This window comes from Stenotrophomonas sp. YJH_SMC_6 (genome assembly GCF_059371335.1).
The window spans coordinates 33,237-56,208 of sequence record NZ_JCAFUM010000004.1 but is presented as its reverse complement, the minus strand read 5'-3'; the positions used below and the strand labels follow the sequence as shown (position 1 = coordinate 56,208).

Below are 22,972 nucleotides of genomic sequence, written 5' to 3'. Positions count from 1 at the left end.
GCGAAGGCGCAGCACCGTCGATCACCGCACTCTGTGCCGAATGACACATGCCCCGCCATTTCTGCTGGCGGGAAGATGGCGGCATCCCGAAGTGGAGTGATCTGATGCCTGGTACGCTCAGTCGTCGCACCTTCCTGGCCAATGCCGCGGCTGTTCCGGCGGCCACGCTCCTGCCCACCGGCGCTGCCACGGTGGCGCAGCCAACCGTCACCACCGGGAGCCTGATCGACGCGGAACGCGGCGTGATCCGCTCCGCCATGAAAGGCAGCGGCATCGGTGCCGCTGCCGTCTGCCTGGTCGAAGGCGGGCAGGTGCGCTGGACTGAAGGCTTCGGTCACGTATCAGGCCAGGGTAGCGCGGCCGCGGACGCCAGCACGATGTTCAGCATCCAGTCCACCTCGAAGAATTTCGCGGCGGTGGCGGTGCTGTTGGCCGTGCAGGACGGCATTCTTGATCTGGATGCGCCCATTACCCGCTATCTGCCGTCGTTCACCGTGCGCAGTCGCTTCGAGCATTCCCCGCAGGAGCGCATCACCCTGCGCCTGCTGCTTGCCAACCGCGCGGGATTCACGCACGAGGCGCCGCTGGGCAACAATTACGAACCGGCGTCACCGGGCTTTGATGCGCACGTCCGCAGCATCTCGCAGACATGGCTGCGCTTTCCGGTGGGTACGCGCTATCGCTATTCCAACCTGGGCTTCGACCTTGCCGGTCATGTCCTTGAGCAGGTTGCGGGCATTGGCTATCCGGCCTGGCTGCAACGCCGGATCTTCGAGCCGCTGGGAATGCACGACAGTACGGCCGATGCGTCGGTCTACCTGGCAAGCAATGGTCGGGCACTGGGAACCCAGGAGGGCCATGCGCAGGTGCCGCCAGTGACACCGCTGGTGGTGTCGGGAGGCGTCTGGACCAGTGCCGCCGACATGGCGAAGTATCTTGGCTTCCTTCTCGGCGGCGAAGAATCCGGCGCGCAGCAGTTGCTTGAGCCCCGTCTCTGGGAAGAGATGCATGGTTTCGGCCTGGGCGGTGACTACGGGCTCGGTGTAATGCGCAGCGAACGCCTCTACGGTGGTACACCGGTGCGGCTGCTGCACCATCGCGGCGGAGGATTCGGATTCGGGTGCGTGTTCACCTACTGCAGGCAGGCCAACGCTGGATTTGCCGCGATGTTCAACCGCGCGACGTCCGCGGGGTACGGCATCGGCGAGCGTCTGCTCGACCAATTGCTGTCGGCGCGTTTCGGGCCCCGTCAGCCGCGTGTGCCGCTATCGTCCCTGGCGCCGATCAGGTTGAACCAGGACCAGATGCAGCGGATGGCGGGAGACTGGATAGGGCGCAGCGGCAAGGCGAAGATCGTGGTTGCCGGAAGCGGTGAACTGCAACTGCATCGTGGGGCGCAAGCTGTGGGCAGACGGTTTGCGGCCATCGACAGCGACCAGCTGTTCACCACGGACACCGATGGAGAGGTTGCGACGTACCGTTACCATGCGGCGACGGAGAGGCTGCCGGCGCACCTGGAATGTACGAACGGCGAGGATGGCCTGGACCAGAACGATCCCATCGATGGGGCCACAGGGCCGCAGGCGTCCCATTGGCGACCCTGGCTGGGGCGCTATCGCATCGACCAATGGGGGAAACCGGCGATGTCCGTTGTGCTGGAGCAGCGACAGGGCTGGCTGTACATCGATGGCATCCGCCTGGTCACTGAAGTGGAGCCAGGCCTGCTGTTCACCAGCGATGGCGAAGCGGTGGATTTCCGCAGCTCCCAGCCGACATGGCGCAACCTGCGTCTGCAGCGCGTCCAGCCCGTGGGCCGGGGATGATGGCGGCATGCCGCGTGCTCATCCGCGCCGCCCACGCCCATCGATGCTGTAGCGCCCCGCCCCGGTGCAGGCCAGCAGCAGGAAGCCACCGGCAAGCCCCAGGTTCTTCAGGAACATGATCTGCTGGGTCGGGTCGGCAACGTTGTGGTGGAAGATGAAGGCGGTGACCAGGCTGAAGCCTGCCAGCACGATCGATACCAGCCGGGTCTGGGAGCCCAGCAGGATGCACAGGCCGCTGCCGATCTCAAAGGCGATGGTAGGCCACAGCAGGATGCCGGGTACCCCCATCGATTCCATGTAGCCCTGGGTACCGCTGAGGTCGCCGAGCTTGCCGATGCCGGACACCAGGAACAGTGCCATCAGCAGGATGCGCGCAAGCAGGTAGGCGAGCGAATGCGATGAGTTGCTCACGTCGAAGTCCTCGGAGATGGCTGCCGAAGGCGATCGGAGCCCACCGGCAGTGAAGCCCGTGTCTACGTACCGGGCAAGGCGGCTTGACAGCTGGCCGGCCGCAGGACACCTTTCCACCATGACGATCGATATTGAATCGCTCAGCCTTCGGGAGCTGGGCGCCTTGGTGGTTGCCGCTGAACAGCGGAAACAGCTCATTTCCAGCCGCCGTCCGGCCAGCGCGGTGCGGCGGATGTTGAAGGCTGCCGCGGCCGAAGCCGGCTACACCCTCGAAGAACTCTTCGGTGGCGAAGCCTCGGAAACACCTGCGCCCGCCCGCAAACCCACCCGCCGTAAATCCGGCAAAGTCGCGCCCAAGTATCGCGACCCGGAATACAAGCGCCTGACCTGGACCGGTCGCGGGCGCATGCCGCGCTGGTTGGCGTCCAAGGTCTCGATGGGCCACAAGGCCACCGATTTCCTGATTCCTGGCTTGGCCAGGCCGACCGCTGGCAAGACCAGCACCATCGGCAAGCGGACTGTCATCAAGAAGGGATGAGGCTGCAGCACTGCTACCCTGCCCGGGTCTTTCAACCAAGGAGCACCGGATGGCACACGAGGGTGGCATGACGATCACGCCGAAAGTCCTGTACACAGCCGCAGGCGTGGCCGTGCTGGTCAGCCTGTTGGCCTGGGCGGTGGAATGGAGCGGGATGGCCTATGTCTGCCCATACTGCCGCGTACAACGCACTGTCATCGGTGTGCTGGGCGTGCTGATATTGTTCGCGCGGCCGGGGAGCCTCATCGTGCCCTGGTTGTCGTACACAGCGGGCGGCTTCGCGTTCGTGGTTGCAGCGATGCAGCACTTCAACGGCTGGAAGCGCATTTCCGCCGGTGATTTCAGTTTCAACGCGCAGTGGTACATCGACCCGTGGCTGCTGTCAGGCTGCGCGATGATGATCCTGGTAGCGCAGCTGATGCTGGTGCAGGCCGCCTGCCGGCGCAGCCTGCGCTGAGTGTTTCCACCCATGGCGTGGAACTACCCGTTCTGGAATACCGCCAACTGCGCAGCAAACGCGCGCTGATAGGCGGGACGCTGCGTCGCCCGTGCCACATAGGCCACAAGCAGCGGGTACTCGTCGAGCAGGCCGCTGCTCTTCAGGCGCAGCAGTACCGAGACCATCATCAGGTCGCCCACGCTGAACCCGCCGTCCAGCCACGCTGCCGCGCCCAACCACGCGGACAGTTGTGAGAGACGCATCCGCACGCGCTCGTCCAGCATCACCAATCGCTGTGCATACCAGGGCTGTTCGCGCTCCAGCACCCAGGCCATCGAGCGCTCGACGATGGGTGGCTCCACCGTATTCAACGCGGCGAACACCCACATGACTGCGCGCATTCGCGCATCCGGACCAACGGGGAGCAGGCCGGCATGCTGTTCGGCCAGGTGCAGGACGATCGCGCCGGATTCGAACAGGACCTGGTCGCCCTCCTGCCAGGTGGGAATCTGTCCGAAGGGATTCCGCGCCAGGTGGGCAGGTTGCTTCATTTCGGCGAAGGTCAGCAGCTGCACGTCATAGGGCACGCCCAGTTCCTCCAGCGCCCAGCGCACGCGCATGTCACGGGCCAGGCCCTGGCCGCGGTCGGGGGAGGTGGCAAAGGCGGTGAGGATGGGGGACATCGCGGCGCTCCTGCAGGCGGGAAGGCCTGTCTCTTCTGTTCCGACGAACGACGAGGACGGAAATCGACATCCCTCGATGCGCTCTTCACCCCGCCCGATGCAGTTTCCGGTACTGGTCCGGCGTGCACTGTGCGTGCCGCTTGAACATCTCTGCGAAGGCGCTGACGCCGGAGTAGCCCAGCTCCTCGGCAATCCGGCTGATCGGCCGGCGTGTGCACAGCGCTTCGGTGGCACGCACGAACTTCACCCGACCGCGCCAGTCACCGAGTGACATGCCCAGCTCGCTGCGCGCCATGCGCTCCAGCTTGCGTACGCTCATATGATGCCGCTGCGCGATATCGGCGACCGACTCGGCTGCCGACAGGTGCTTCTCGATGTACGCCATCACCTGTTTCAGGGCATCGCTGCTGGCGATCGGCAGGAAGCTGGGCAGCACTGCGGCATTGAGGATCTGGTCGATCACCACGGCGGCCATGCGCCGCTGGGCCGGCGTCCGCGGATCGGTCGCGCCCTGTCGCGCCAGCTCGTGCAGCAGCTCGCGCAGCAATGGGCTGACTTCCAGCGCACTGCAACGCTCGGGCAGGCGGCGTGACAACGCCGGCGACAGGTAGGCCGAGCGATAGGCCAGCCGCGACCGGTTGCGCGAATAGTGGGGCATTCCCGGTGGGATCCAGATCGCGTAATGGGGTGGGGACACCATCCACTCGCCGTCGATCTTCATCTCCATCACCCCTTGTGCGACGAAGTTGAACTGGCCCCAAGGATGGCTGTGCGTGCCCCAGTCGGTGGGCTCCATCGCACCCTGCCGGAAGTACACCGGACCGGGCAGCTGGCGGAAGGTGGGGATGGGCTCCATCGGTTGCCGCAACCCGGGGTCGGAGTGACGCATTTTCAGGATGTCCTCGATATGCGCCAAGCGTACGCTGGCCATTCCCCCACGTACACCCACGCTCTTGAACTACCTCTTCCCAATCCTTGCCTGCCTGCTGTGGGGCGCGAATACCATCGTGACCAAGCTGGCCTCGGGCGCGGTCGGTCCCATCGATATTGGTTTCTTCCGCTGGCTGATGGCGGCCATTGTCCTGTTGCCCTTCGCGCTGCCGCGGCTGCGCAACAACCTGCAGATCGTGCGTGCCAACCTTGGCCGCTTCCTGCTGCTGGGGTGCCTGGGCGGGGTGATGTACCAGTGCCTTGCGTACTATGCGGCGCACTTCACCTCGGCCACCAACATGGGCGTGATCCAGGCGTTGATTCCACTGATTGCACTGGCGTTGTCGCGCGTGTTCATGGGGCATCCGGTGCGCGGTACCTCCATTGCCGGTGCGGTGATTTCCACTGTCGGCGTGGTGGCGGTGGTCTCGCAGGGCGACCTGGCGCGACTGGCCGCCCAGGGCCTGAACCGTGGTGATGCGATCATGCTGATCGGTGCGTTGGCCTTCGCCGCCTACAACGTGCTGATGCAGCGCTGGAAGATTCCGCTGTCGGTGCTGGAATCGTTGTTCCTGCAGGCCACGGCCGCGTCGCTGATCCTGTTGCCGGTGCAGCTGCTGGTCGGTACCGGGGTGAACAATCTCACTGCGGTCGGCTGCATCGGGTTTGCGGCAGTATGCGCGTCGATCCTGGCCCCGCTGACCTGGATGACCGGATTGTCACGGTTGGGCGCAGCGCGTGTCTCCGGCTTCTTCAACCTGGTGCCGATCGTGACCGCCGCACTGGCCGTGCTGTTGCTGGGCGAATCGCTCAGTGGCTGGGTACTGGCGGGGGGCGTGCTGGCGGTATCCGGTGTGGTCTTCGCCGAGTACGCAGCGAAGCGCGCGACGATGGCGAGTGGGGGCGAAGCGTCCTGACGCGGTCGGGCCGGACCCGCGCGGACCTCAGCCGTGGCGTGTCGTCCCGCACAGCGCCTGCTCCACCTCCTGCTCCAGCGCGTCGGCGTCGTAGCCGCGCTTGCCCTGCAGGCTCAGGTACAGCGACAGCGGGTCCACGCGGTCACCGCTACCGGTGAAGGCAGGCGGATACGACCATATCTGCAACGTTCCGCTGCGCGTGCAGTCGGGGCCGGCTGCAGGCAGTGCCCCCAGCTTCCGCCAGGCATCGATGTACAGGGCGCGCGTGATGCCGTGGTCTTTCGACGGCACCGCAAGCATTGCTTCCGTCCCTGCCTGGGGGGCGGATTGAGCATGTCGGGCCAGAACGTCGGCGACCTGTTTCCAGCAGACCTCCACTTCCTTCAGCACGGGGGAGCGCAGGAACGGCTGCGCTCTCGCCCAGACCTCGCCGCGGCTGCCGGCGAGTCTCAGGAAGCGTTCGCGTCCGCCGGTGGAGCGTTCGGCCAGTCCGCGACCGACCAGTTCAGCGGAGAGCCTCGACGCGGTCATCGAGGTGTATCCGGCAGCACGGCTGACCTCACGCGGCGACCACCAGCGTGCCTGGCCGGACAGGAGTACGTGGATGAGCACGGCCTGCGCCGAAGGCAGCAGCGAAATCGCCTTCTTCTCGTGGTCGGGCGCATCGCGGAATTCGATCGCCAGGCTGGGGGCGTACAGCTGGTTGTGCGGTACCACGAAGTCGATATGGTTCTCGACCAGGAACCTGCGCTGGGTGGGGGTGAGGTACGGCGAGACATACAGCACCATGGCCTTTGCCGCTGAGCGCAGCACTTTCACATCCTGGATGACGCGGCTGCTGGATTCGCCCGGGACGCGTGGAACTGCCAGCATCGCCGGCGTTTCACCATAGAGGGTCAGCTCGGCGATGTGATAGCGCGAGGCCATGGTCTGCGGGATGAAGCGTGCCGCAGCCACGGGGCCGACCACCGAGGCCAGGCCGGGCAGGATCCGGCGCAGGTAGCGCTGCGCATCCATGACCAGATCGGTCAAGCCACTGTGTACTGCCGTTGTCATCGCTTGCTTCCCTTGGACCAGCCTCATCCCCGCAGCGGGGAGGGGGTGGTCCATCGCATTCAGTGGTGAATCCGGAGAGGTCGGGCGAGGTGGATGCCACGCGGGCGCTCCTCGCTTGCCTGCTCCATCTGCTGCCGTTGCGCCAGTGTTGCCGCGGATGTTGGAGATTGGGTCGAAGTAGCGTGGAGATTGGGTGGAGGTTGTGTGCGGCGTGGCCGGCGGAACTCCCCTTCCGCCGGCCACGTGCACGGACGCTACGGTCAGAAGCGCTGCGAGTACTTCACGTACACCGTGCGGCCGATGTCGAAGCCGCCGTAGTAGGGGAAGGAACTCTCCGGCTTGGAGAACATGATCGGGCCGCGATGGTCGAACACATTGTTCGAGCCCACTGCCACGGTGCCATCCCAGGGCAGCCTGTAGCTGACCTGGATGTCGTGGAACGCATTCGAGCCGACCCTGCGCACGGCATCCGGTTCGCCGTTGGCGATGCGTTCGGGCGCGGTGCAGGGCCGGTTTGGCATGCAGCCTTCCATCATCCCGGAGTAGTAGCGGACCGTGTACTGGGCCGAGAGGTTGCCCAGCTGCCAGTTGACGCCGAGATTGGACCGCAGGCGGAACACCCCAGGGCGTCCAATACGACCGTCCATGATGGTGTCACCGGCCGAGTTCTGCTTCTCCTCGTCGTACTTGGAGACGTAGCTGTTCTGCAGGTCAAGGGTGAAGCGACCGAACGCGTACTCCGGCAGGCGGTAACGGATGCCCAGGTCCCACCCCTCGGTCTTCATCGCGCCGAGGTTGGTCAGGCCGTAGAACATGCTGGTGATGTGGCCATCAGCGGCACGCTTGACGCTGCCGCAGCGCGAGGCATTGCCCAGCACGTAGCAGTCACGGAGGATGCGATCGACGTTGTCCTCGATGATCATGTTGGTGATCTTGTAGCTGTACCAGTCCAGGTTGATGTCCAGACCGTTGACCCAGCGCGGGCTCCAGACCACACCGACGGTCTTGCTCTTGGACTCTTCCGGGCGCAGGTTCGGGTTCGAGCCCGTGGTGAACTCGTTCGGGGTGGCGCACGGGTAGCTGGTGCAGGGCTTCAGGCCCTGGGCCAGCTGCTCGTAGCCACGCGGAACACCGGCGGCGTTGCAGGCCGCGTTGCCGTTGACGCTGTTGGTGGCGCCGATGCCGCAGGGGTCCACGTAGGTTTCGAAGCTGGTGCCCAGGCCGCCATACAGGTCGGAGATGCTGGGAGCACGGAAGCCCTCGGCGAAGGTGCCGCGGACCATCAGCTCCTCGACCGGGCGCCAGGCGAAGCTGGCCTTGGTGTTGGTGGTGCTGCCGAAGTTGCTGTAGTCGGAATAGCGTGCCGCAACGTTGACGGTCAGCTCCTTGGCGAACGGAAGGTCACGCAGCACCGGCACATTCACTTCGGCGAAGACTTCATTGAGGCTGTAACCGCCTGCAGTGGTCTGTGCCCCCAGTGCAGTGCTCTGGCGCGACTGGGCAAAGGCGTCGGGAACGTAGCGTCCTTCTTCCTTGCGGTACTGGTAGCCCATCGCCACCGAGAGCTCGCCCGCCGGCAGTTCCAGCACCGGGCCGGAGATGTTGGCGAAGTAGCTTCGGGTCTTGGTGATGCCGGTATCGGTGAACGTGGGGAACAGGAAGCGCTGCAGTTCCGGGTCGGCAAGCGAGCCGGCGCCAGCAACGCCGTACGGCAGCAGCGGATTCCAGGCCAGGCAGCCGGCGATCGGTGCACCTGCGCTGCCACAGCGTGCTACACCGTTGCCATCAACAAAGGACTGTCCCAGCGCTTGGCGCGAGGCGATCAGGCTCATGTCACCACGGCCGGTCTTGGTCACCTCGTTGCGGTTGAACAGCGCGCCCACCTCCCAGTCGAACGTTTTGCTGGCCAGTTCGAAGTAGCCCGACAGCGTCGGTGCCACGCGCAGCGACTTCAGCTTGCTTTCGGTCGTGCGCGGAAGCTCCCACAGGCGGCGGTTGAAGGCGATGTCATGGCCGACCGGATTGAACGCACTGTTGCCGGCCAGCGGCGTCCCGAACTTGGTCGATTCGTAGGGGTAGCCGGCAATCTGCTGGTCCGAGATGCGCTCGTTGTAGCCGATATCGGTGGTGAAGGTGATCTGGTCACTCAGTGCATAGTCGGAGCTGAGGAACAGCGACCGGCGCTCGATGCCGGTCTGCACATGCATCTGCTCGTTGCCGTTGGAATACTCGGCCGGCGTGATCGGATGGTAATCGTTCGGGTTCTTCGGGTCGCCACCACGATTGAGTGTCTTGAACACGGAATTTCCGGTGGCACAGTCGTAAAGCGCCGGGTCACACCAGGAGCCGTTCTGGCTGAGGTCGCTCCAGCCCGCGCGCGGATAACCCGGCCCCGCACCACCATGCTTGGAGAACCAGCGGTCGCGGGCGAACACCGGGTCGGCCTTCTGGTATTCCAGGGCCAAGGTGTAGCCACCTCGCTCGCCGCGCGCGCCGGTAACGAGCGAGAACGTGCTGTCCTTGCCGTCGCCCTGGCTGAACTGGCCATGCTGCGCCGAAAGCTCCAGCCCCTCGACGCTCTTGCGGGTAATGATGTTGATGACGCCGGCGATGGCGTCGGATCCGTAGAGCACCGAGGCGCCATCCTTGAGCACGTCGATGCGCTCGACCGCGCTCATTGGAATCTGGCTCAGGTCCTGCAGGCCGCTGGTGCTGGCGCCCAGGCGCTTGCCGTTCACCAGCACCAGGGTGCGGGTGGCGCCGAGGTTGCGGATGTTTGCGTAGCTGCCGCCGACGTCTTCGCCGGACGACAGCGTGCGCGAACGCGAGAGCGCTGGTGCGCCGGCCGACGTGAGGTTCTGCAGGACGTCGGCGATGGTGGTGAAGCCCTGCTGCTCGATCATCTTGCGCGAGATGGCAAGCACCGGCTGCTGGGTTTCCACATCCACGCTGCGTATCGCCGATCCCGTCACCTGGATGCGGTCCAGGTTCTTCGGAGACTTCGCAGCGTCGTCCTGTGCATTGGCAGCCGGCGAGAAAACGGCAGCCAACACGGCGCCGATCCCTGCCGAAAGCAGAGTGTATTTGTAGTGCATTGTTTCTCTCTCCAAATCCGTTGTGTGGTCGCAATGCGCGCGGCGCTACGACCGGTCTGCATTCCGTTACCCGGAATCGAGAGGAACCTAACATCCCGCTCACATTTGAACTGCGTTATGGACGCGTTATCTTCGCGCGCCCTTGGCCGCTGTCCTGCACGGGGAGTGCACGTCGCGTCGACGTTGTGCAATGTCGTTTCGCTTCAGTCTGGCAGCTCCTTTCCCGGCATACACAGGAGGCCGCCGATGAATACGCCTGGCAAGCCGAAACCCAGCTGGAAGCAATGGCATGTGCTGCTGGTGATTCTGGCGATTGCGCTGCTGATCAGTGTGATCATCGTCATCGCGCCATGGTGAGGCAGGCATCGCATGCTTGTTTTCCGTGAACATTCAATGATGCCGGCAATGAAGAAGTCAGCACGTGTTCCGCATGGTGATGTGTACATCAATTCGTACTCACCCGGCCGGCACACGAGGACGGTGATAGTGAGGTCGAAGGCAGTGCCGACGCGCTGTCATTCTCCACTGACTTTCGAGCACACAGGAGCGACGCCATGAGCACCCAGTCCACCATCGAACATCGCCTCAACGACCTGATCGAGATCGCGCGTGATGGCAAGTCCTTCTATGAGGAAGCCGCAACGAAGGTAAAGGATGCCGAACTGTCGGCACTGTTCACCCGTATCGCCGGGGTCAAGGCGCGGATCGTCGCGGCGCTGAGTGGTTCGGTCGCCGCCAGCGGCGGCAAGCCGGCCGAGCACGGCACCATGGTCGGTTCGATGCAGCAGTTCTACGGCAAGGTGCGCGCCGCGTTTGGTGATACCAACTACGGCTACGTGGCCGAACTGGAAGAATCCGAAGACCGCCTGCTGGGCGCGTTCAAGGATGTGCTGCAGGACAACGATCTGCCGCCCGCGGTGCGCCAGGAAGTGACCCAGCTGCTGCCGGATGTGCAGGAGTGCCACAACGTCATGCGGGCACGCAAGCACGCCATGAAGGCTGCCTGACGTCCCGCGCCGGGCGGCCGATCGCGGCCGTCGAGCCCCGGAGGCGCGTCATGGCCCGGGAACCTTCGCAGCCCGGCAGGGCTGCGAAGGATCGGGCGTCCGGCCCCGTTTCCATGGTTATACTTGGCCGAGTCCAGGGAACAGGCGCGGCATGACGAAGGGGGCTTCGTCCAGCATCAACGTCAATCGCCAACCGGATGCAGTCGCGTCCGGCTTTGTGCGTGTGCGCGGTTTGCTGTGATGTGCGCTTCGCCGGTCTTTCCGTTGCCTGATCCTGGTTGTCCCATCGCCATCCATTGCGAACAGGCCCACTGACGATGCGTCGAGTCAATGCACTTTCCGCGATGATGTTGCTGGGCACGGTTGTGGGAAGTGCGGGGGCGCAGTCCTACAGCAAGACCAACGTCATCACCTATCACGATGATCTATCGAAGTGGGTGCTTGGCCAGGTCCGGACGTCGGTCAACCAGGACACGGGCCGGACCGAGTCCCAGGTGGATTATGACCCGGCCACCGCGAAGCCCCAGCGGATCCATGCCTTCGGCCAGCTCCAGCAGACCATTCACTACAACAGCGACGGTACCGTTCGCGCCGTGGTGGATGGGCGTGGCAATACGGTGAGCCTGTCCGGCTGGAAGCGCGGCATCCCCGGGAACATCCAGTATGCGGATGGTTCGACCCAGTCTGCCGGCGTGGATGACAATGGCTGGATACGCTGGATCACCGATGGCCGGGGCAACACCACGCGTTACGACTACGACGCGATGGGGCGCATGTCGCTGGTCGACTACCCCGACGGCGATACGGTGGACTGGGCGTCCACCACGACACAGTTTGCCCAGGTGGGCGGCGCCGAGTACGGCATTCCTGCCGGTCATTGGCGGCAGACGGTCAGCACCGGCAATGCGCGCAAGGTCACCTACTACGATGCGCTGTGGCGCCCATTGCTGGTGCGCGAGTACGACGCGGGCAATGAAGCCGGCACGCAGCGGGCCTCGGTGACCGCCTATGACACGGAGGGGCGGGTCACCTTCCAGTCCTATCCTGTCGCGGGGGTCGGTACGGTCCAGGACGCCGGAACTGGCGTCCGTACGACGTACGACGCACTTGGGCGGGTGGTCCAGGTCAGCCAGGATTCCGAGATTGGCGCGCTGATCAGCACAACCGAGTACCTGCCGGGGCGGCGCGTGCGCACGACCAATGCCAGGGGTATCCCGACCGTCGTGACCTACACCGGTGCAGATGCCGCGAAGCTTGACTGGCCGGTACGTATCGAACTGGCAGAGGGAGCCGTGCTGGATATCCCGCGGGACGTCTTCGGCAAGCCGACGTCGATCACCCGCAGGGCCAGCAATGGCTCGGTGACGTCGACCCGGCGCTATGTCTACGATGCGGCGCAGCGGTTGTGCAAGACGATCAAACCGGAAACCGGCGCCACCGTAATTGACTACGACGCCGCATCGAACCCGGTGGGAAGCGCGCAGGGGTTGGACCTGTCCGATGCAGGCAACTGCAACCAGGACAGTGCCGCGGCGAGCGGGCGCCGGGTGGTGCGTTCCTATGACGCACGCAACCGGCTCGCATCACTGCAGTTCCCCGACGGCAATGGCAACCAGCGCTGGAGCTACTGGCCCGATGGCCTGGTCAAGCAGGTCACAACGTTGAACGCCGGGGTGGAGACGCACAACAGCTATGCGTACAACCGTCGCGGGCTGCTCATCGGTGAGGTGCAAAGCCCCACCGATGGCGAAGCGCTGGCGATGGGGTATGCCTACGACGCACTGGGCAACCTGTCCGCGCATCGCTATCCCTCCGGCAACGTGGTCGCGTATGCGCCCAACGCACTGGGACAGGCCGGGCAGGCGGGCTCCTACGCCGCTGGCGTGGTCTATTACCCCAATGGGGCGATTCGTCAGTTCACCTATGGCAACGGTATTGTCCACACGATGGTGCAGAACGCGCGCCAGTTGCCGGATGAAAGCCAGGACACGCTTGGCGCAACCCGGATCCTCAGCGACGGCTACGACTACGATGCGGTCGGCAATGTGATGGCAATTACTGACGGTGCCACGGGCCGCAACCAGCGTGGCAACCGCAATCTGGGCTATGACGCGCTGGATCGGCTCGTTTCGGCTTCCTCGCCCATGTTCGGCTCGGCGAGCTACAGCTATGACGCGTTGGACAACCTCACGCGGGTGACGATTCTCGACCGTGACCATCACTACTGCTATGACAACGCCTGGCGCTTGACCAACGTGAAGGTCAACGGTTGCGGAGGGTCAACCGTGGTCGGCCTGGCCTACGATGCGCAGGGCAATCTGCGGGCGAAGAACGGGCAGCCGTTCGCCTTCGACTTCGGCAACCGGCTGCGTGCGGCGGCAGGTTCCGAGAGCTACCGTTACGACGCTGACGGTCGCCGCACACAGACAGATTCATCGTTCGGACGGATCACCTCGATGTACGACCACGCCGGCGTCCTCCGCTACCAGGCGAGCGAGCGCGAGGACAAACGGACCGATTACATCACCCTGGGCGGAAGCCTGGTCGCCAAGGCAGCGGTGCCGATGCGGCGTTCGCCGGCCGCGAAGGACTTCGTTGGGTGGTCGCCTGTGGCCTCTGCCGTCCGCTACGTCGTCGAGGAAAGCGTGGACGGGGTGACCTGGACCACGGTCTACGAAGGCAACGCCGCGAACTGGACGTCGGCCGCACGCCCTGCCACCAGCTATGCGTATCGCGTGCTTGCCTGTGGCGCCACGGGGAGCTGCACGCCGGTGTCCGATGTCTCGCATGTCCAGCGTCCGCAGGGTGACATCGTGCCCCTGCTGTACCAGCTGCTGCTGGGCTGAGCGTAGCGGGCTGCACCGGCCGCAGTGCACCGTCAACCGGTTATTCATGACAGGGGAAGGAAGAACATGGCTGGAGTACGTGCTGTATCGCGCCCGCGTGGCGCCATCGGCGGCAAGGTCCTGCTGGCGGTGGTGGCAGTGCTGGGAACTGGCCTGGCCTCAACGGCAAATGCTGAGCCTTACAATCTGGAAGGCCATCGGATCGTATCCGTCGCAACTGGCTGGGGCGGGGAAGGGTTCTACCTGGTGACGCAAGGTGTGCTTCCAGCGGGCTCGGATTGTGGGGGTGGCAATCGCTTCATTCTCCTCAATGATCATCCGATGCAGAGGGAGATGGTCTCGATGCTGCTCATCGCCTGGCAGAACAAGCTGCGTGTCGGATTGCGTGTCGACGGCTGCACCTCCGGAGTAATGCAGCTGAGGGCCGTGACGATGCCTGAGGCCTGATGTCTGAATCCACAGGGGAACTACATGATGATGAGTGACGCGACGCCGGGCTTCCGCAGGAGGTTGGGAGCGGGGTTGGCCTTGACGTTGGCCTTGTGCTTGTCTGCACCACTGAAGGCGGAGCCGTCCGGCGACAATCTGACGATCCTTTCGCTGCGTCCGTACATTGGGGGCACCGCGGGAGTCGTGTACGTGCACGTTTCGAGCATGGACCTCTGCAGTACGGACATCTTCACCATCGATATGTCCATGCCGGGCGCAAAGGAAGCGTATGCGGCGGCACTGGCGGCGCTGACATCGGGGAAGAAGGTCCGGCTTGAGGTCTTGAATTCCACCGGTTGCAATGGTTGGGCGACCGGGCTTCAGTCGGTCACCATTCGCGCTTGATCTGCCACGGATGGATCCAGGACGCGATGATCCTGGGGTATCGCGCACAGCCCTGGGGCGTGGATAAAAAAGGGGCGGCCCTGAGGCCGCCCCAAACCGTCAGGAGAACACGCGTCTAGAAGCGAACCGACCAGCGCATGTTGGCGCTGTGGTCGCGGCTTTCACTGCCGTACTGGCCGCTGTAACCCAGCTCCAGCTGCTGGCGCGGGGTCAGCCAAGCCGACAGCCCCAGCTCGGCCACCACGGCGCTGTCGGCAATCGGGGCGCCTTCGACCACGAAGGTGGTGCTGCTGTTGGCGAATGCGAGGTCGGCCAGCTGGCTGCGGTCACCCGAGGCACGGCGATAGCCCACGCCACCACGCAGGTGCAGCCAGCTGTCCTGCTGGAACGATGCCTTCAGGCCCTTGTCGAAGCGCAGGCCCGCGGTGGCGATCGTGGTGCCGGTGTCATCCACCTTGCCGTGCAGGGCGGCTGCACCACCGCGCTCGTTGATCGGCTTGAGGTCCACCTCTACGCGCGCGACCTGCAGGTAGGGTTCCAGCCCGGCCTCTGGGCCACCAAAGCGGTAGCCGGCTTCGATGAAGGCCTGGCGGGTATGCGCGTTGTAGCGGGCGCTCAGGCTGTCGCTGAACCCTGCGAAGTCGACATCGCGGGTGCTCTTCACCTTGTGCTTGCTCCAGGCGACGCCGCCACGCAGGCCGAGGCCGCCCCAGTTGTGACTGGCATATGCACCGAAGTGGGTGTTGTCGATCTTCGACTTGGCACGAAGCGCCTGCTGCTTGACGTCGGTGCGGCCGGTGCCAGCCAGCACGCCGACCTGCCAGCCAGAGAACTCGTGGTCGATACCGGCCAGCAGGCCGTTGCTGTTGGCTTCGGTGCGGGCGGTGTTGCTGTTGCCGTCCAGCCTGCTGTTGCCGCCCAGAGCCTGCACCCAGGCGCCGGTGGCGTCGCCCGCATCGGCGCCTGGCGCGACTGCACCTGCACGGCGGGACAGCGCGGCATCGCGTACGTAGCGGCTGCCTTCCACCAGTGTGAGCGGCGTGGCTGCGTGCAGTTCGCCGCTGAGGCCGTCGAGCACGCCGCCGACCTGCTGCGGGAACAGCTGGGTCAGCGGCTTGGGCAGGCCCTGGTTGATTGCCAGCAGGTCCGCCGCGGCGGCCACCGCGCGCTGGTTCGGGGTGGTGGCGGCGCTGGCCAGCGAGGCACCGCGTGCCACGTCGATGCGGGTGCCATTGGCTCCGTAGGCGAGGCTGAACTGCAGGAACGGCGAGAACGCGCTGAAGTCGGTTTTCGCGAACTGGCCGTTGATGCCACCGTCGGCGCGGATGAAGTTGAACTGCTCGCCGAGATAGTAGATGCCTGGTTCCGGCAACGCGACCAGCGTGCCGCCGAGGGTGGCAGTACCGGTCACGTGCAACTGGTCGCTGCGCCCGCCAGGCGCGAGTTCGGCGGCGTAGACGCCGGTCGCGCCCTGCACGTAGTCGCCGTTGATGGTCAGCGTGCCGATCGAATTGCCGGGCGCGATGGTGCCGTCCACTCGGGTGCTGCCCAACGTGCCGATACCCTTCAGCAGGCCGTTGCTGCCGACCGTGGTGGTGCCGCCGGTCTGCATGCCATTGAAGGACACCACGCCGCCATTGACGGTCAGGTTCCCGTCCTTCAGAACGCCGCTGGCGCTGACCGTGCTGACGCCACCGGCGGTGGTGAGTGCGGTGGAGACCAGGCTGCCGTTGAGCAGGAACCGGCCGCCTTGCACATCGACCGCCGAGGTGAGGGTGTTGCTGCCGTTCAACTCCAGCGTGCCCTCGCGCAGCACCGCGCCGTTGAAGCTGTTGTCGCCGCTCAGGCGCAGCCAACCGATGCCGGATTTGGTCAGCGTGCCGGGGCCGCCGATGTCATTGGTCCAGTCGTCCCAGGCATCGCCTTCCCACACCTTCAGGCCGCCGGCCCTCTGGTTCATCACCACGTTGGTATCCACGCGCAGCGAGCCATAGCCCTCGATGGCCCTGCGCAGGTCAACCATGCCCCAGCCGTAGATCGGGTCGACGCCTGCCGCACCGAGGTCGCGCGCGGTGGTCAGCAGGACGTCGCGCACCTGGGCGTTGTCCAGGTAGGGGAAGCGCTCCATCAACAGGCCGAGTGCGCCGGTGATATGGGGGGCGGCCATGGACGTGCCGGTCTTCAGGCCGTAGTCGTACGTGGGATTCTGGCTGTCGATGAGAAGACGGACGTAGTCTGCGGTCTTCTCCAGCCGCCCCTGGATGTCACCGGAAACGATGGTGCTGAGGATTGCCGTGCCGGGTGCGGAAATGCACCAGTTGGCGGCAGCGCCACAGATGCTCGAGCCTGCGTTGATCACGTAGTCGGTTTCACCATTGGCTGTATTGGGCTGGCGAACGTTGGCGACGGCCAGCCAGTAGGGCTCGATCTCCGGCTTCCAGCGCGGCAGGGCCGCGGTGATACCGGCGACGGCGCCGCTGCCATTGCCGGCCGACCAGACCTGGATCAACTGCGAAGCGGGCGCGTTTGCACTGTCCTTGTAGATGCTTCCGTATACGTCGTAGCCGGCACCGATGCGTGCGTACTGGGCATCCAGTGCGGCCACGGTCATGTTGCGGGTGGAGATGCCCCAGCTGTGATTGATGGCACGCACGCCTTGTGCCTGCAGCTGCGCGTACATGTCCAGCCTTGCGGCACCATCGGGATCCGTCCGTTCCACGGCTTCAGGCAGGTAGCCTCCGCTCGCCTGGCGCCTCCATTCGTAGTAAGTGTCACCAAATACACGGGCGGTCGTCAGATCGGCACCGAAGGCGACGCCGTGCATCCCCGTGCCATTGCGGTTGGCGCCAATGGTTCCGAGGACATGCGTGCCGTGATCGGCATAGCGGAAACCCCATTCACGGCCTGCGGCAATGATGTTGGCCTGCAGGGAAGCAGGCACGCCCGCGCCGAGCGTGTAGTAGTTGATACCCGGTTGATCACCCTGTGTCTGGCTGCACGCGCCGGTACCGCCGACGGTTCCCGGTGACGCACAGTTCGGGCCGATGGTGATGCTGGAGGTGTTGCGGCCGGCGAATTCGGGGTGAGCCAGTGCCGAGCCGGTGTCGAACAGCGCCAGGCGCACGCCCTTGCCGGTCAGGCCGCGGGCATACGCGTGGTCGGCCCCCATCGCACCCAGGCCCCAGTCGGCGTTGAATTCATCGCTGCGCCAGCTGGCGGCATCGCCCGGAATGCCGAGCAGGGCGGTGGCGGTTGCCGCGGGCGTGGCGGCCGTCGATGCTGCAGGCGCGCTGACGGCGGGCTGTGCCCACGCCGCCTGCAGCTGGCGCTGTTGCTGCCATGCGTCGAGCGCCTCGCCGGCCATGGCGGGCGCGGCAGCGGCAAGCAACAGAGAGCTGGACACGGCCAGCGCGAGGCGGCTGTGCAGCGGGGAGCGGGAGTGGGACGAACGGCCGTGCAGCGGGTGATTCATCGGGCAACTTCCTTGGTGGACGGGCAACAAGGCCGTTAACGCCAATCCGTGGCGACATCCCCCATGCATGTGAAAGGAAAATTGTGAACAGGTTAAGTGTGCGTGACAGTGGGCTTCACTTCGTCTCCCCGTGTCCTCGCTAACGTGGGCCGGCCTGGGCTCACCAGGCTTATCAAGGAGTGATGGCGATGCGTGTTGTCAGGAAGGTGATCGCAGTGGCGGTATTCGCGTTGGCGTGTACCGGTTCGGTGGCAGTGGCAGGGCCGGTCGAGCCCTGCGACCAGCCGTGCTGGCGGGCTTATCAGATGTGCCTGGCCAGTGGCACCGATGCCGGTGAATGCCAGCAGGCGTACAACACCTGCGTGGTCGATCTGTGCATGGGCGTGTGAGTCGCGCCGTTTGAGCCGTACGCGGAGCCCCGTCATCAACGGGGCTCTTCTGTTCCAGCGATCGCCTCAGATGGCGATGCGGTCATCTGGCCCGAGCCCGCTTGCGGGCCATGCACGCAGCGGCGAGGATGGGAAATCGCACCGGAGCCGCTGCACATGGCCGTCAGACGCATTGTCGCCAACATCGCCACGCCCGACCCGGCGCGTGCCGCAGCGTTCTATGGCGGGCTGCTGGGCATGCCGGTGGTGATGGATCATGGCTGGATCGTCACCCATGGCGGGCAGGGCAGTGCGCTGGCGCAGGTGAGCTTTGCCAGCGAAGGAGGTTCCGGCACCGCGGTGCCCGATCTGTCGATCGAAGTGGACGACCTGCAGCAGGTGCTGGAGCGCATGCACGCGGCCGGCATCCCGCTGGAGTATGGCCCTGCCGACGAGCCTTGGGGAGTGCGTCGTTTCTTCGTCCGCGACCCGTTCGGGCGGCTGTTGAACATTCTCGCCCACACCTGAGCGGGAAGCGTTCCTTCAGCGGCGTCTGCCGCTGCGCGTCGGCGCTGCCGGAACGCCGACCATGCGCAGGCAATCCGCTTCCACAGCGGCGATGAAGGCATCGGCATCCTGTGCGGGTGTGGCGATCAGGTCGTCGGTGGCACCGTGCACGCCGGCATAGATCAACGAGGCGGTGACCTGTGGAGCAGGCAGCTGCCACAGTCCGGCTGCGTTGCCCGCTTCCAGGATGCCCAGCAGCTGCTGCTGGATCGCATTGCGCTCGGCATTGCCCCGCTGGTGGTGGTGATGGTTGGCGTACACCACGTCATGCAACGCGTGGGTGCGCGCGTAGATCTCGATGTTGGCGCGGATCCAGGCGCGCAGGCGCGCTGCGCCATCACCGGCAGGGTGCTGCTGCACTGCCTGCTCGACCTCGTCCATGAACTGCCGCGTGTAGCGCTGCGCCAGCGCCTGCAGGATCTCGGTGCGGGAGGCGAAATAGGTATAGAAAGTGCCCTTGGCCACGTCGGCCGCGGCGACGATGTCGCTGATGGTGGTGGCGTCCACACCCTGCGAAAGGAACAACGCCTGCGCGGCGTCCATCAGTTCCTCCTGGCGGGTTTCGGCGGGCTTGGTGCGAGGCCTGGCGACAGCTGGGGTCTGCATGGTGGGCGGTATCCGGGTGTGACGGACGCCATTCTAGCTGCCCCTTCGCACTGACTGACCGCCAGTCATTGACCGACGGTCAGTCAGTCGATAGGATGCGCGCACATCCTCCCCCCGGATCCACGCATGAGACGCCTCCAACGGCCCGCCCTGGTGCTGGCGGCCTACCTCGGTACATTCCTCGCTTCGCTGGACATCAGCATCGTCAACGTGGCCCTGCCAACCCTGCAGCAGGCGCTGCAGACCGACATGGCGGGCCTGCAATGGGTGATCAACGCCTATGCGATCGCACTGTCGGCGCTGATGCTGTCGGCCGGTCCGTTGGGGGATCGCTACGGTCATCGGCGGATGTGGCTGCTGAGCGTCGCCACCTTCACCATGGGCTCGCTGCTGTGCGCCTGCGCCAAGGACCTTTCGACCCTGGTCGCCGGGCGCGCGGTGCAGGGCGTGGCAGGTGCGCTGTTGATTCCCAGTGCGATGCCGATCCTGAGTCACGCATTTCCCGATCCGGGCCAGCGTGCACGCGTGATCGGTGGCTGGTCCGCCTTCAGCGCGCTTGCCCTGGTGCTTGGCCCGTTGCTGGGCGGTGCGCTGGTGCAGCGGGCCGGCTGGCCCAGCATCTTCCTGATCAACCTGCCTTTGGGGCTGCTGGCGTTTGTGCTTGGCGCCTGGGGCATCGCCGAGCGACGGCACCCGCAGCACGCCGCGCTGGATCCGGCCGGGCAGCTGCTCAGTATCGGCGCGCTGGGCGCACTGTGCTATGGCCTGATCGCGATCGGCGAGCAGGGCCTGCTGGCCCCGGTGACGCTTCTGGCGCTGGGCGCCGCAACTGCGGGGCTGATCCTGTTCGGCATCGTCGAGCGGCGGGTGGCACGCCCACTGCTGCCGCTGGACCTGTTTGCCGACGGTCGCTTCCGCATGCTCAACCTGGCCTCGTTCGTGCTGGGCTTCACCGCCTATGCGAGCCTGTTCTTCCTGTCGCTGTTCTTCCAGCAGGCACAGGGGCACAGCGCCGCGCTGGCAGGCTCGCAGCTGGCTCCCCAGTTCCTGTTGATGGGTGTTGTCTCGCTGTTGTTCGGGCGCCTGGTTGCCCGCCTCGGGCTGCATGCCGCGCTGGTGCTGGGCTACGTCCTGGCCGGTGTGGCGCTGTGCGCAATGGCCACGTTCGAAGCGGCTACTTCGCGCGCTTATGCCACTGCCGTGCTGATGCTGCTTGGCATTGGAATGGGGCTGGCGGTGCCGGCGACCGGCATGGCGATCATGGCCAACGCACCGGCCGAACGCGCAGGTATCGCGTCAGCCACGATGAACGCGCTGCGCCAGGCAGGCATGAGCCTGGGCATCGCGCTGATGGGCAGCTTGATGGGCAAGCGTGCCGTACAGCAGTTCGCCGCCTGCGCACAGGCCGCAGGGCAGCAGCGGCTTGTTGCGCAGGCGCGTGAACTGATCCTGCACCCGGGCTCGATGCACGCCACGCCGCAGGTGCTGACCTGGTACCGCAGTGCGATGGCCAGCGGGTTCGGTTGGGCGATGGCGGTGGCGGGTGCGCTGGCCCTGCTTGCGGCGCTTGGGCTGCATCGGCAGCGTTCATCGGCTTGACGCGCAGCATTCAGCCCTGCTGGCGTTGCGGGTCCTCTGTCGTGCGTTCGATCGCCTGAGGCTGTTGTTGCTGCTGGCGCGCGTTGGCGTGGCGTGCGTGTCCACCTTCGCGTCCGATCGTGGCCATGTGCTGGCGGTCGCGGCTGATCGCTTCGCCGCCCTTGCGGCCTGCGACACGTGCTTCGGCCGGACTGAATTCGTGCGCATTGCCGGAGGCATGTGCCGCGCGCCCGCCCTTGGCGGCGATCGCGCGCTGTTTGTCCTGGTCCATCGAGGCGAAGCCCCGGTTGGAGCTGCGCGGGTTCTGCTCAGTCATGTGAAATCTCCTGCAGTGTGGACGCCGCCTTCGTGGACGACGGCGTCCATGCTTGGCCATCGCACGCTAAGTCCAGGTCGCCATCTTCGCCCCGGTTTTCACGCGCCCTGCGCACCGGGATGATCACGCAGCCGGCCCGGCGGCCGAATTCGTCGCGTATTCACTGCGGCCCTCGGATGTGCGGCAACGCCGGCGGCCGCAGTGGCGGTGCCGCACATATGTTTGATGATCCTGTGCTGCTGCCCGATGGCTATCAGATAAACGTTCCGGACCGGCAACCGATCAGACTGTGCACCGGTGGCAACGGCGAACGGACCGGTGTCGCGCCCCACGCGGCAGGCGGCGACGATCCACTCTCCATCGCGCGTCAACTGCTGGCTCCGCCGAAGTCGTCAAGATGAACGCACAGTTGCGCGGTCGTCCTATCGCAGATGTTCCGTTGCATGCCTAGAATCGAAGCATCCCGGTAGTTCCCGGGCGCTTCGAGCGAATGGACTCAATGAAGATTCTGTTGACCGGCAGTTCCGGGCGGATCGGGCGCGCGATCTTCGGCGCGCTGGCGGCTGCCCATGAAGTGGTGGGTCTGGACCGCAGTCCGTTTGCCACCACGCGCATCATTGCCGATGTCACCGATCATCAAGCCGTCGTGCGCGCGGTGCAGGGCGTCGACGCGGTCATCCATACCGCGGCCCTGCATGCGCCACACGTCGGCCTGGTACCGGACGCGGTGTTCCAGCAGATCAACGTGGACGCGACTGCGCACCTGCTGCAGGCCGCGCGCGAGGCAGGCGCACGGCGGTTCGTGTTGACCAGTACCACCGCGCTGTACGGCCACGCGGTGGTGGCAGGGGGATGCCGCTGGATCGATGAGGATACCGAGCCGCTGCCGCGAACGATCTACCATCGCAGCAAGCTGCAGGCCGAGGCCCTGGCTGAAGCTGCCGCCGCACCGGACTTCGGGGTGCGCGTGCTGCGGATGGGGCGCTGCTTCCCGGAACCGCCGGAACGGATGGCGATGTTCCGGTTGCATCGTGGGATCGACGCCCGTGACGTGGCCAGTGCCCATGCCGCGCTGCTGCTGGATGAGGGGCCGGCCTTCGCCCGCTACATCGCCTGCGCCGCAACCCCGTTCCGGCGCGAGGATTGCCTGGAACTGGCCACCCAGCCGCGCAATGTACTGGCCCGGCGCATACCGCAGCTGCTGGCCGAGTTCGAGCGCCGCGGCTGGCCGTTGCCGCTGAGCGTCGACCGCGTCTACGACAGCGCCCGCATCCGCAGGGAGCTGGGGTGGCAACCGCGTTTCGGGCCGGACGCTGTGCTGCAGCAGTACGCCGCAGGCAGCATCGAGGTGTTGCCACGCGCGGAGTGGATCAAGGATCGGGTGGCCGAATAGGGGACGCCGGGACGGCTTTCTGTCCCGTCCCTGAGTGCATTCAGGAATGTGTAGACCAGTCGCCTCAACCTC

The 22,972-nt window shown here is 65.5% G+C and carries 20 protein-coding genes; 12 read left to right on the top strand and 8 right to left on the bottom strand.

Annotated features, from left to right (window positions below):
• Window positions 1-47: 47 nt before the first annotated feature.
• Window positions 48-1,823, top strand: a complete 1,776-nt coding sequence (locus tag AC5P9N_RS05255; protein WP_239498889.1) for a serine hydrolase domain-containing protein — start codon at window positions 48-50, stop codon at window positions 1,821-1,823.
• Window positions 1,824-1,841: 18 nt separating this feature from the next.
• On the opposite strand, the gene AC5P9N_RS05250 is transcribed toward AC5P9N_RS05255, so the two are convergent.
• Window positions 1,842-2,234, bottom strand: coding sequence for a DoxX family protein (locus AC5P9N_RS05250; protein ID WP_099484411.1), 393 nt, complete (start codon window positions 2,232-2,234; stop codon window positions 1,842-1,844).
• Between the two features lie 118 nt (window positions 2,235-2,352).
• On the opposite strand from AC5P9N_RS05250, the gene AC5P9N_RS05245 reads away from it, so the two are divergent.
• Together AC5P9N_RS05245 and AC5P9N_RS05240 are read left to right on the top strand one after the other, a co-directional pair.
• Window positions 2,353-2,772: an H-NS histone family protein gene (locus AC5P9N_RS05245; RefSeq protein ID WP_005414575.1), complete on the top strand. Its 420-nt coding sequence runs from the start codon at window positions 2,353-2,355 to the stop codon at window positions 2,770-2,772.
• Window positions 2,773-2,821: 49 nt separating this feature from the next.
• A complete protein-coding gene (locus AC5P9N_RS05240) occupies window positions 2,822-3,229 on the top strand; it encodes a hypothetical protein (RefSeq protein ID WP_099484410.1) in 408 nt (135 codons plus the stop codon).
• Window positions 3,230-3,252: 23 nt separating this feature from the next.
• Here AC5P9N_RS05240 and AC5P9N_RS05235 read toward each other — a convergent pair whose 3' ends face one another.
• Both AC5P9N_RS05235 and AC5P9N_RS05230 read right to left on the bottom strand, forming a co-directional pair.
• Window positions 3,253-3,894, bottom strand: coding sequence for a glutathione S-transferase family protein (locus AC5P9N_RS05235; protein WP_005411173.1), 642 nt, complete (start codon window positions 3,892-3,894; stop codon window positions 3,253-3,255).
• Between the two features lie 85 nt (window positions 3,895-3,979).
• Complete coding sequence (locus AC5P9N_RS05230; protein ID WP_050557894.1) at window positions 3,980-4,783, bottom strand: AraC family transcriptional regulator; 804 nt, start codon at window positions 4,781-4,783, stop codon at window positions 3,980-3,982.
• A gap of 7 nt (window positions 4,784-4,790) precedes the next feature.
• On the opposite strand from AC5P9N_RS05230, the gene AC5P9N_RS05225 reads away from it, so the two are divergent.
• Window positions 4,791-5,741 (top strand): DMT family transporter, encoded by a 951-nt coding sequence (locus AC5P9N_RS05225; RefSeq protein WP_180863538.1) that lies wholly within the window; start codon window positions 4,791-4,793, stop codon window positions 5,739-5,741.
• A 27-nt stretch (window positions 5,742-5,768) separates the two neighbouring features.
• Here AC5P9N_RS05225 and AC5P9N_RS05220 read toward each other — a convergent pair whose 3' ends face one another.
• Both AC5P9N_RS05220 and AC5P9N_RS05215 read right to left on the bottom strand, forming a co-directional pair.
• Window positions 5,769-6,797, bottom strand: coding sequence for a hypothetical protein (locus AC5P9N_RS05220; RefSeq protein WP_088431962.1), 1,029 nt, complete (start codon window positions 6,795-6,797; stop codon window positions 5,769-5,771).
• Between the two features lie 260 nt (window positions 6,798-7,057).
• On the bottom strand, window positions 7,058-9,892 hold the full coding sequence (locus AC5P9N_RS05215) for a TonB-dependent receptor (RefSeq protein ID WP_099484408.1): 2,835 nt from the start codon (window positions 9,890-9,892) through the stop codon (window positions 7,058-7,060).
• A 554-nt stretch (window positions 9,893-10,446) separates the two neighbouring features.
• Between AC5P9N_RS05215 and AC5P9N_RS05210 the strand changes: the two genes are divergently transcribed.
• From AC5P9N_RS05210 to AC5P9N_RS05195, 4 genes are all read left to right on the top strand, one after another.
• Window positions 10,447-10,899 (top strand): PA2169 family four-helix-bundle protein, encoded by a 453-nt coding sequence (locus tag AC5P9N_RS05210; RefSeq protein WP_005411167.1) that lies wholly within the window; start codon window positions 10,447-10,449, stop codon window positions 10,897-10,899.
• Window positions 10,900-11,216: 317 nt separating this feature from the next.
• A complete protein-coding gene (locus tag AC5P9N_RS05205) occupies window positions 11,217-13,745 on the top strand; it encodes an RHS repeat domain-containing protein (protein WP_099484407.1) in 2,529 nt (842 codons plus the stop codon).
• Between the two features lie 66 nt (window positions 13,746-13,811).
• Window positions 13,812-14,192 carry a hypothetical protein gene (locus tag AC5P9N_RS05200; RefSeq protein ID WP_005411165.1) on the top strand — a complete coding sequence of 127 codons (381 nt, stop codon included), beginning with the start codon at window positions 13,812-13,814 and terminating at the stop codon, window positions 14,190-14,192.
• 24 nt (window positions 14,193-14,216) lie between these two features.
• Window positions 14,217-14,579 (top strand): hypothetical protein, encoded by a 363-nt coding sequence (locus AC5P9N_RS05195; protein ID WP_099484406.1) that lies wholly within the window; start codon window positions 14,217-14,219, stop codon window positions 14,577-14,579.
• A gap of 115 nt (window positions 14,580-14,694) precedes the next feature.
• Here the strand turns inward: AC5P9N_RS05195 and AC5P9N_RS05190 are convergent, their stop codons facing one another.
• On the bottom strand, window positions 14,695-18,051 hold the full coding sequence (locus tag AC5P9N_RS05190) for an autotransporter domain-containing protein (RefSeq protein WP_099484405.1): 3,357 nt from the start codon (window positions 18,049-18,051) through the stop codon (window positions 14,695-14,697).
• A gap of 188 nt (window positions 18,052-18,239) precedes the next feature.
• Here AC5P9N_RS05190 and AC5P9N_RS05185 point away from each other — a divergent pair, with 188 nt between their 5' ends.
• Together AC5P9N_RS05185 and AC5P9N_RS05180 are read left to right on the top strand one after the other, a co-directional pair.
• Complete coding sequence (locus tag AC5P9N_RS05185; protein ID WP_005411162.1) at window positions 18,240-18,440, top strand: hypothetical protein; 201 nt, start codon at window positions 18,240-18,242, stop codon at window positions 18,438-18,440.
• A gap of 156 nt (window positions 18,441-18,596) precedes the next feature.
• Entirely contained in the window at window positions 18,597-18,947 is a 351-nt protein-coding gene (locus AC5P9N_RS05180; RefSeq protein ID WP_012481340.1) for a VOC family protein, read from the top strand.
• Window positions 18,948-18,962: 15 nt separating this feature from the next.
• Here AC5P9N_RS05180 and AC5P9N_RS05175 read toward each other — a convergent pair whose 3' ends face one another.
• Window positions 18,963-19,592 (bottom strand): TetR/AcrR family transcriptional regulator, encoded by a 630-nt coding sequence (locus AC5P9N_RS05175; RefSeq protein WP_005414565.1) that lies wholly within the window; start codon window positions 19,590-19,592, stop codon window positions 18,963-18,965.
• Between the two features lie 126 nt (window positions 19,593-19,718).
• Between AC5P9N_RS05175 and AC5P9N_RS05170 the strand changes: the two genes are divergently transcribed.
• Complete coding sequence (locus AC5P9N_RS05170; RefSeq protein ID WP_099484404.1) at window positions 19,719-21,191, top strand: MFS transporter; 1,473 nt, start codon at window positions 19,719-19,721, stop codon at window positions 21,189-21,191.
• A gap of 10 nt (window positions 21,192-21,201) precedes the next feature.
• Here AC5P9N_RS05170 and AC5P9N_RS05165 read toward each other — a convergent pair whose 3' ends face one another.
• Window positions 21,202-21,507 carry a KGG domain-containing protein gene (locus AC5P9N_RS05165; RefSeq protein ID WP_005411158.1) on the bottom strand — a complete coding sequence of 102 codons (306 nt, stop codon included), beginning with the start codon at window positions 21,505-21,507 and terminating at the stop codon, window positions 21,202-21,204.
• Window positions 21,508-22,006: 499 nt separating this feature from the next.
• On the opposite strand from AC5P9N_RS05165, the gene AC5P9N_RS05160 reads away from it, so the two are divergent.
• A complete protein-coding gene (locus AC5P9N_RS05160) occupies window positions 22,007-22,900 on the top strand; it encodes an NAD-dependent epimerase/dehydratase family protein (protein WP_099484403.1) in 894 nt (297 codons plus the stop codon).
• Window positions 22,901-22,972 lie beyond the last annotated feature (72 nt).

Bases quoted from the DNA above. Each gene is read 5' to 3' on its own strand.
- AC5P9N_RS05195 (WP_099484406.1), top strand. From the start codon at position 14,217: ATGATGATGAGTGACGCGACGCCGGGCTTCCGCAGGAGGTTGGGAGCG.
- AC5P9N_RS05170 (WP_099484404.1), top strand. From the start codon at position 19,719: ATGAGACGCCTCCAACGGCCCGCCCTGGTGCTGGCGGCCTACCTCGGT.
- AC5P9N_RS05200 (WP_005411165.1), top strand. From the start codon at position 13,812: ATGGCTGGAGTACGTGCTGTATCGCGCCCGCGTGGCGCCATCGGCGGC.
- AC5P9N_RS05230 (WP_050557894.1), bottom strand. From the start codon at position 4,783: ATGCGTCACTCCGACCCCGGGTTGCGGCAACCGATGGAGCCCATCCCC.
- AC5P9N_RS05235 (WP_005411173.1), bottom strand. From the start codon at position 3,894: ATGTCCCCCATCCTCACCGCCTTTGCCACCTCCCCCGACCGCGGCCAG.
- AC5P9N_RS05180 (WP_012481340.1), top strand. From the start codon at position 18,597: ATGGCCGTCAGACGCATTGTCGCCAACATCGCCACGCCCGACCCGGCG.
- AC5P9N_RS05175 (WP_005414565.1), bottom strand. From the start codon at position 19,592: ATGCAGACCCCAGCTGTCGCCAGGCCTCGCACCAAGCCCGCCGAAACC.
- AC5P9N_RS05190 (WP_099484405.1), bottom strand. From the start codon at position 18,051: ATGAATCACCCGCTGCACGGCCGTTCGTCCCACTCCCGCTCCCCGCTG.
- AC5P9N_RS05165 (WP_005411158.1), bottom strand. From the start codon at position 21,507: ATGACTGAGCAGAACCCGCGCAGCTCCAACCGGGGCTTCGCCTCGATG.
- AC5P9N_RS05215 (WP_099484408.1), bottom strand. From the start codon at position 9,892: ATGCACTACAAATACACTCTGCTTTCGGCAGGGATCGGCGCCGTGTTG.
- AC5P9N_RS05225 (WP_180863538.1), top strand. From the start codon at position 4,791: ATGTCCTCGATATGCGCCAAGCGTACGCTGGCCATTCCCCCACGTACA.
- AC5P9N_RS05245 (WP_005414575.1), top strand. From the start codon at position 2,353: ATGACGATCGATATTGAATCGCTCAGCCTTCGGGAGCTGGGCGCCTTG.
- AC5P9N_RS05160 (WP_099484403.1), top strand. From the start codon at position 22,007: ATGAAGATTCTGTTGACCGGCAGTTCCGGGCGGATCGGGCGCGCGATC.
- AC5P9N_RS05210 (WP_005411167.1), top strand. From the start codon at position 10,447: ATGAGCACCCAGTCCACCATCGAACATCGCCTCAACGACCTGATCGAG.
- AC5P9N_RS05205 (WP_099484407.1), top strand. From the start codon at position 11,217: ATGCGTCGAGTCAATGCACTTTCCGCGATGATGTTGCTGGGCACGGTT.
- AC5P9N_RS05220 (WP_088431962.1), bottom strand. From the start codon at position 6,797: ATGACAACGGCAGTACACAGTGGCTTGACCGATCTGGTCATGGATGCG.
- AC5P9N_RS05185 (WP_005411162.1), top strand. From the start codon at position 18,240: ATGCGTGTTGTCAGGAAGGTGATCGCAGTGGCGGTATTCGCGTTGGCG.
- AC5P9N_RS05255 (WP_239498889.1), top strand. From the start codon at position 48: ATGCCCCGCCATTTCTGCTGGCGGGAAGATGGCGGCATCCCGAAGTGG.
- AC5P9N_RS05240 (WP_099484410.1), top strand. From the start codon at position 2,822: ATGGCACACGAGGGTGGCATGACGATCACGCCGAAAGTCCTGTACACA.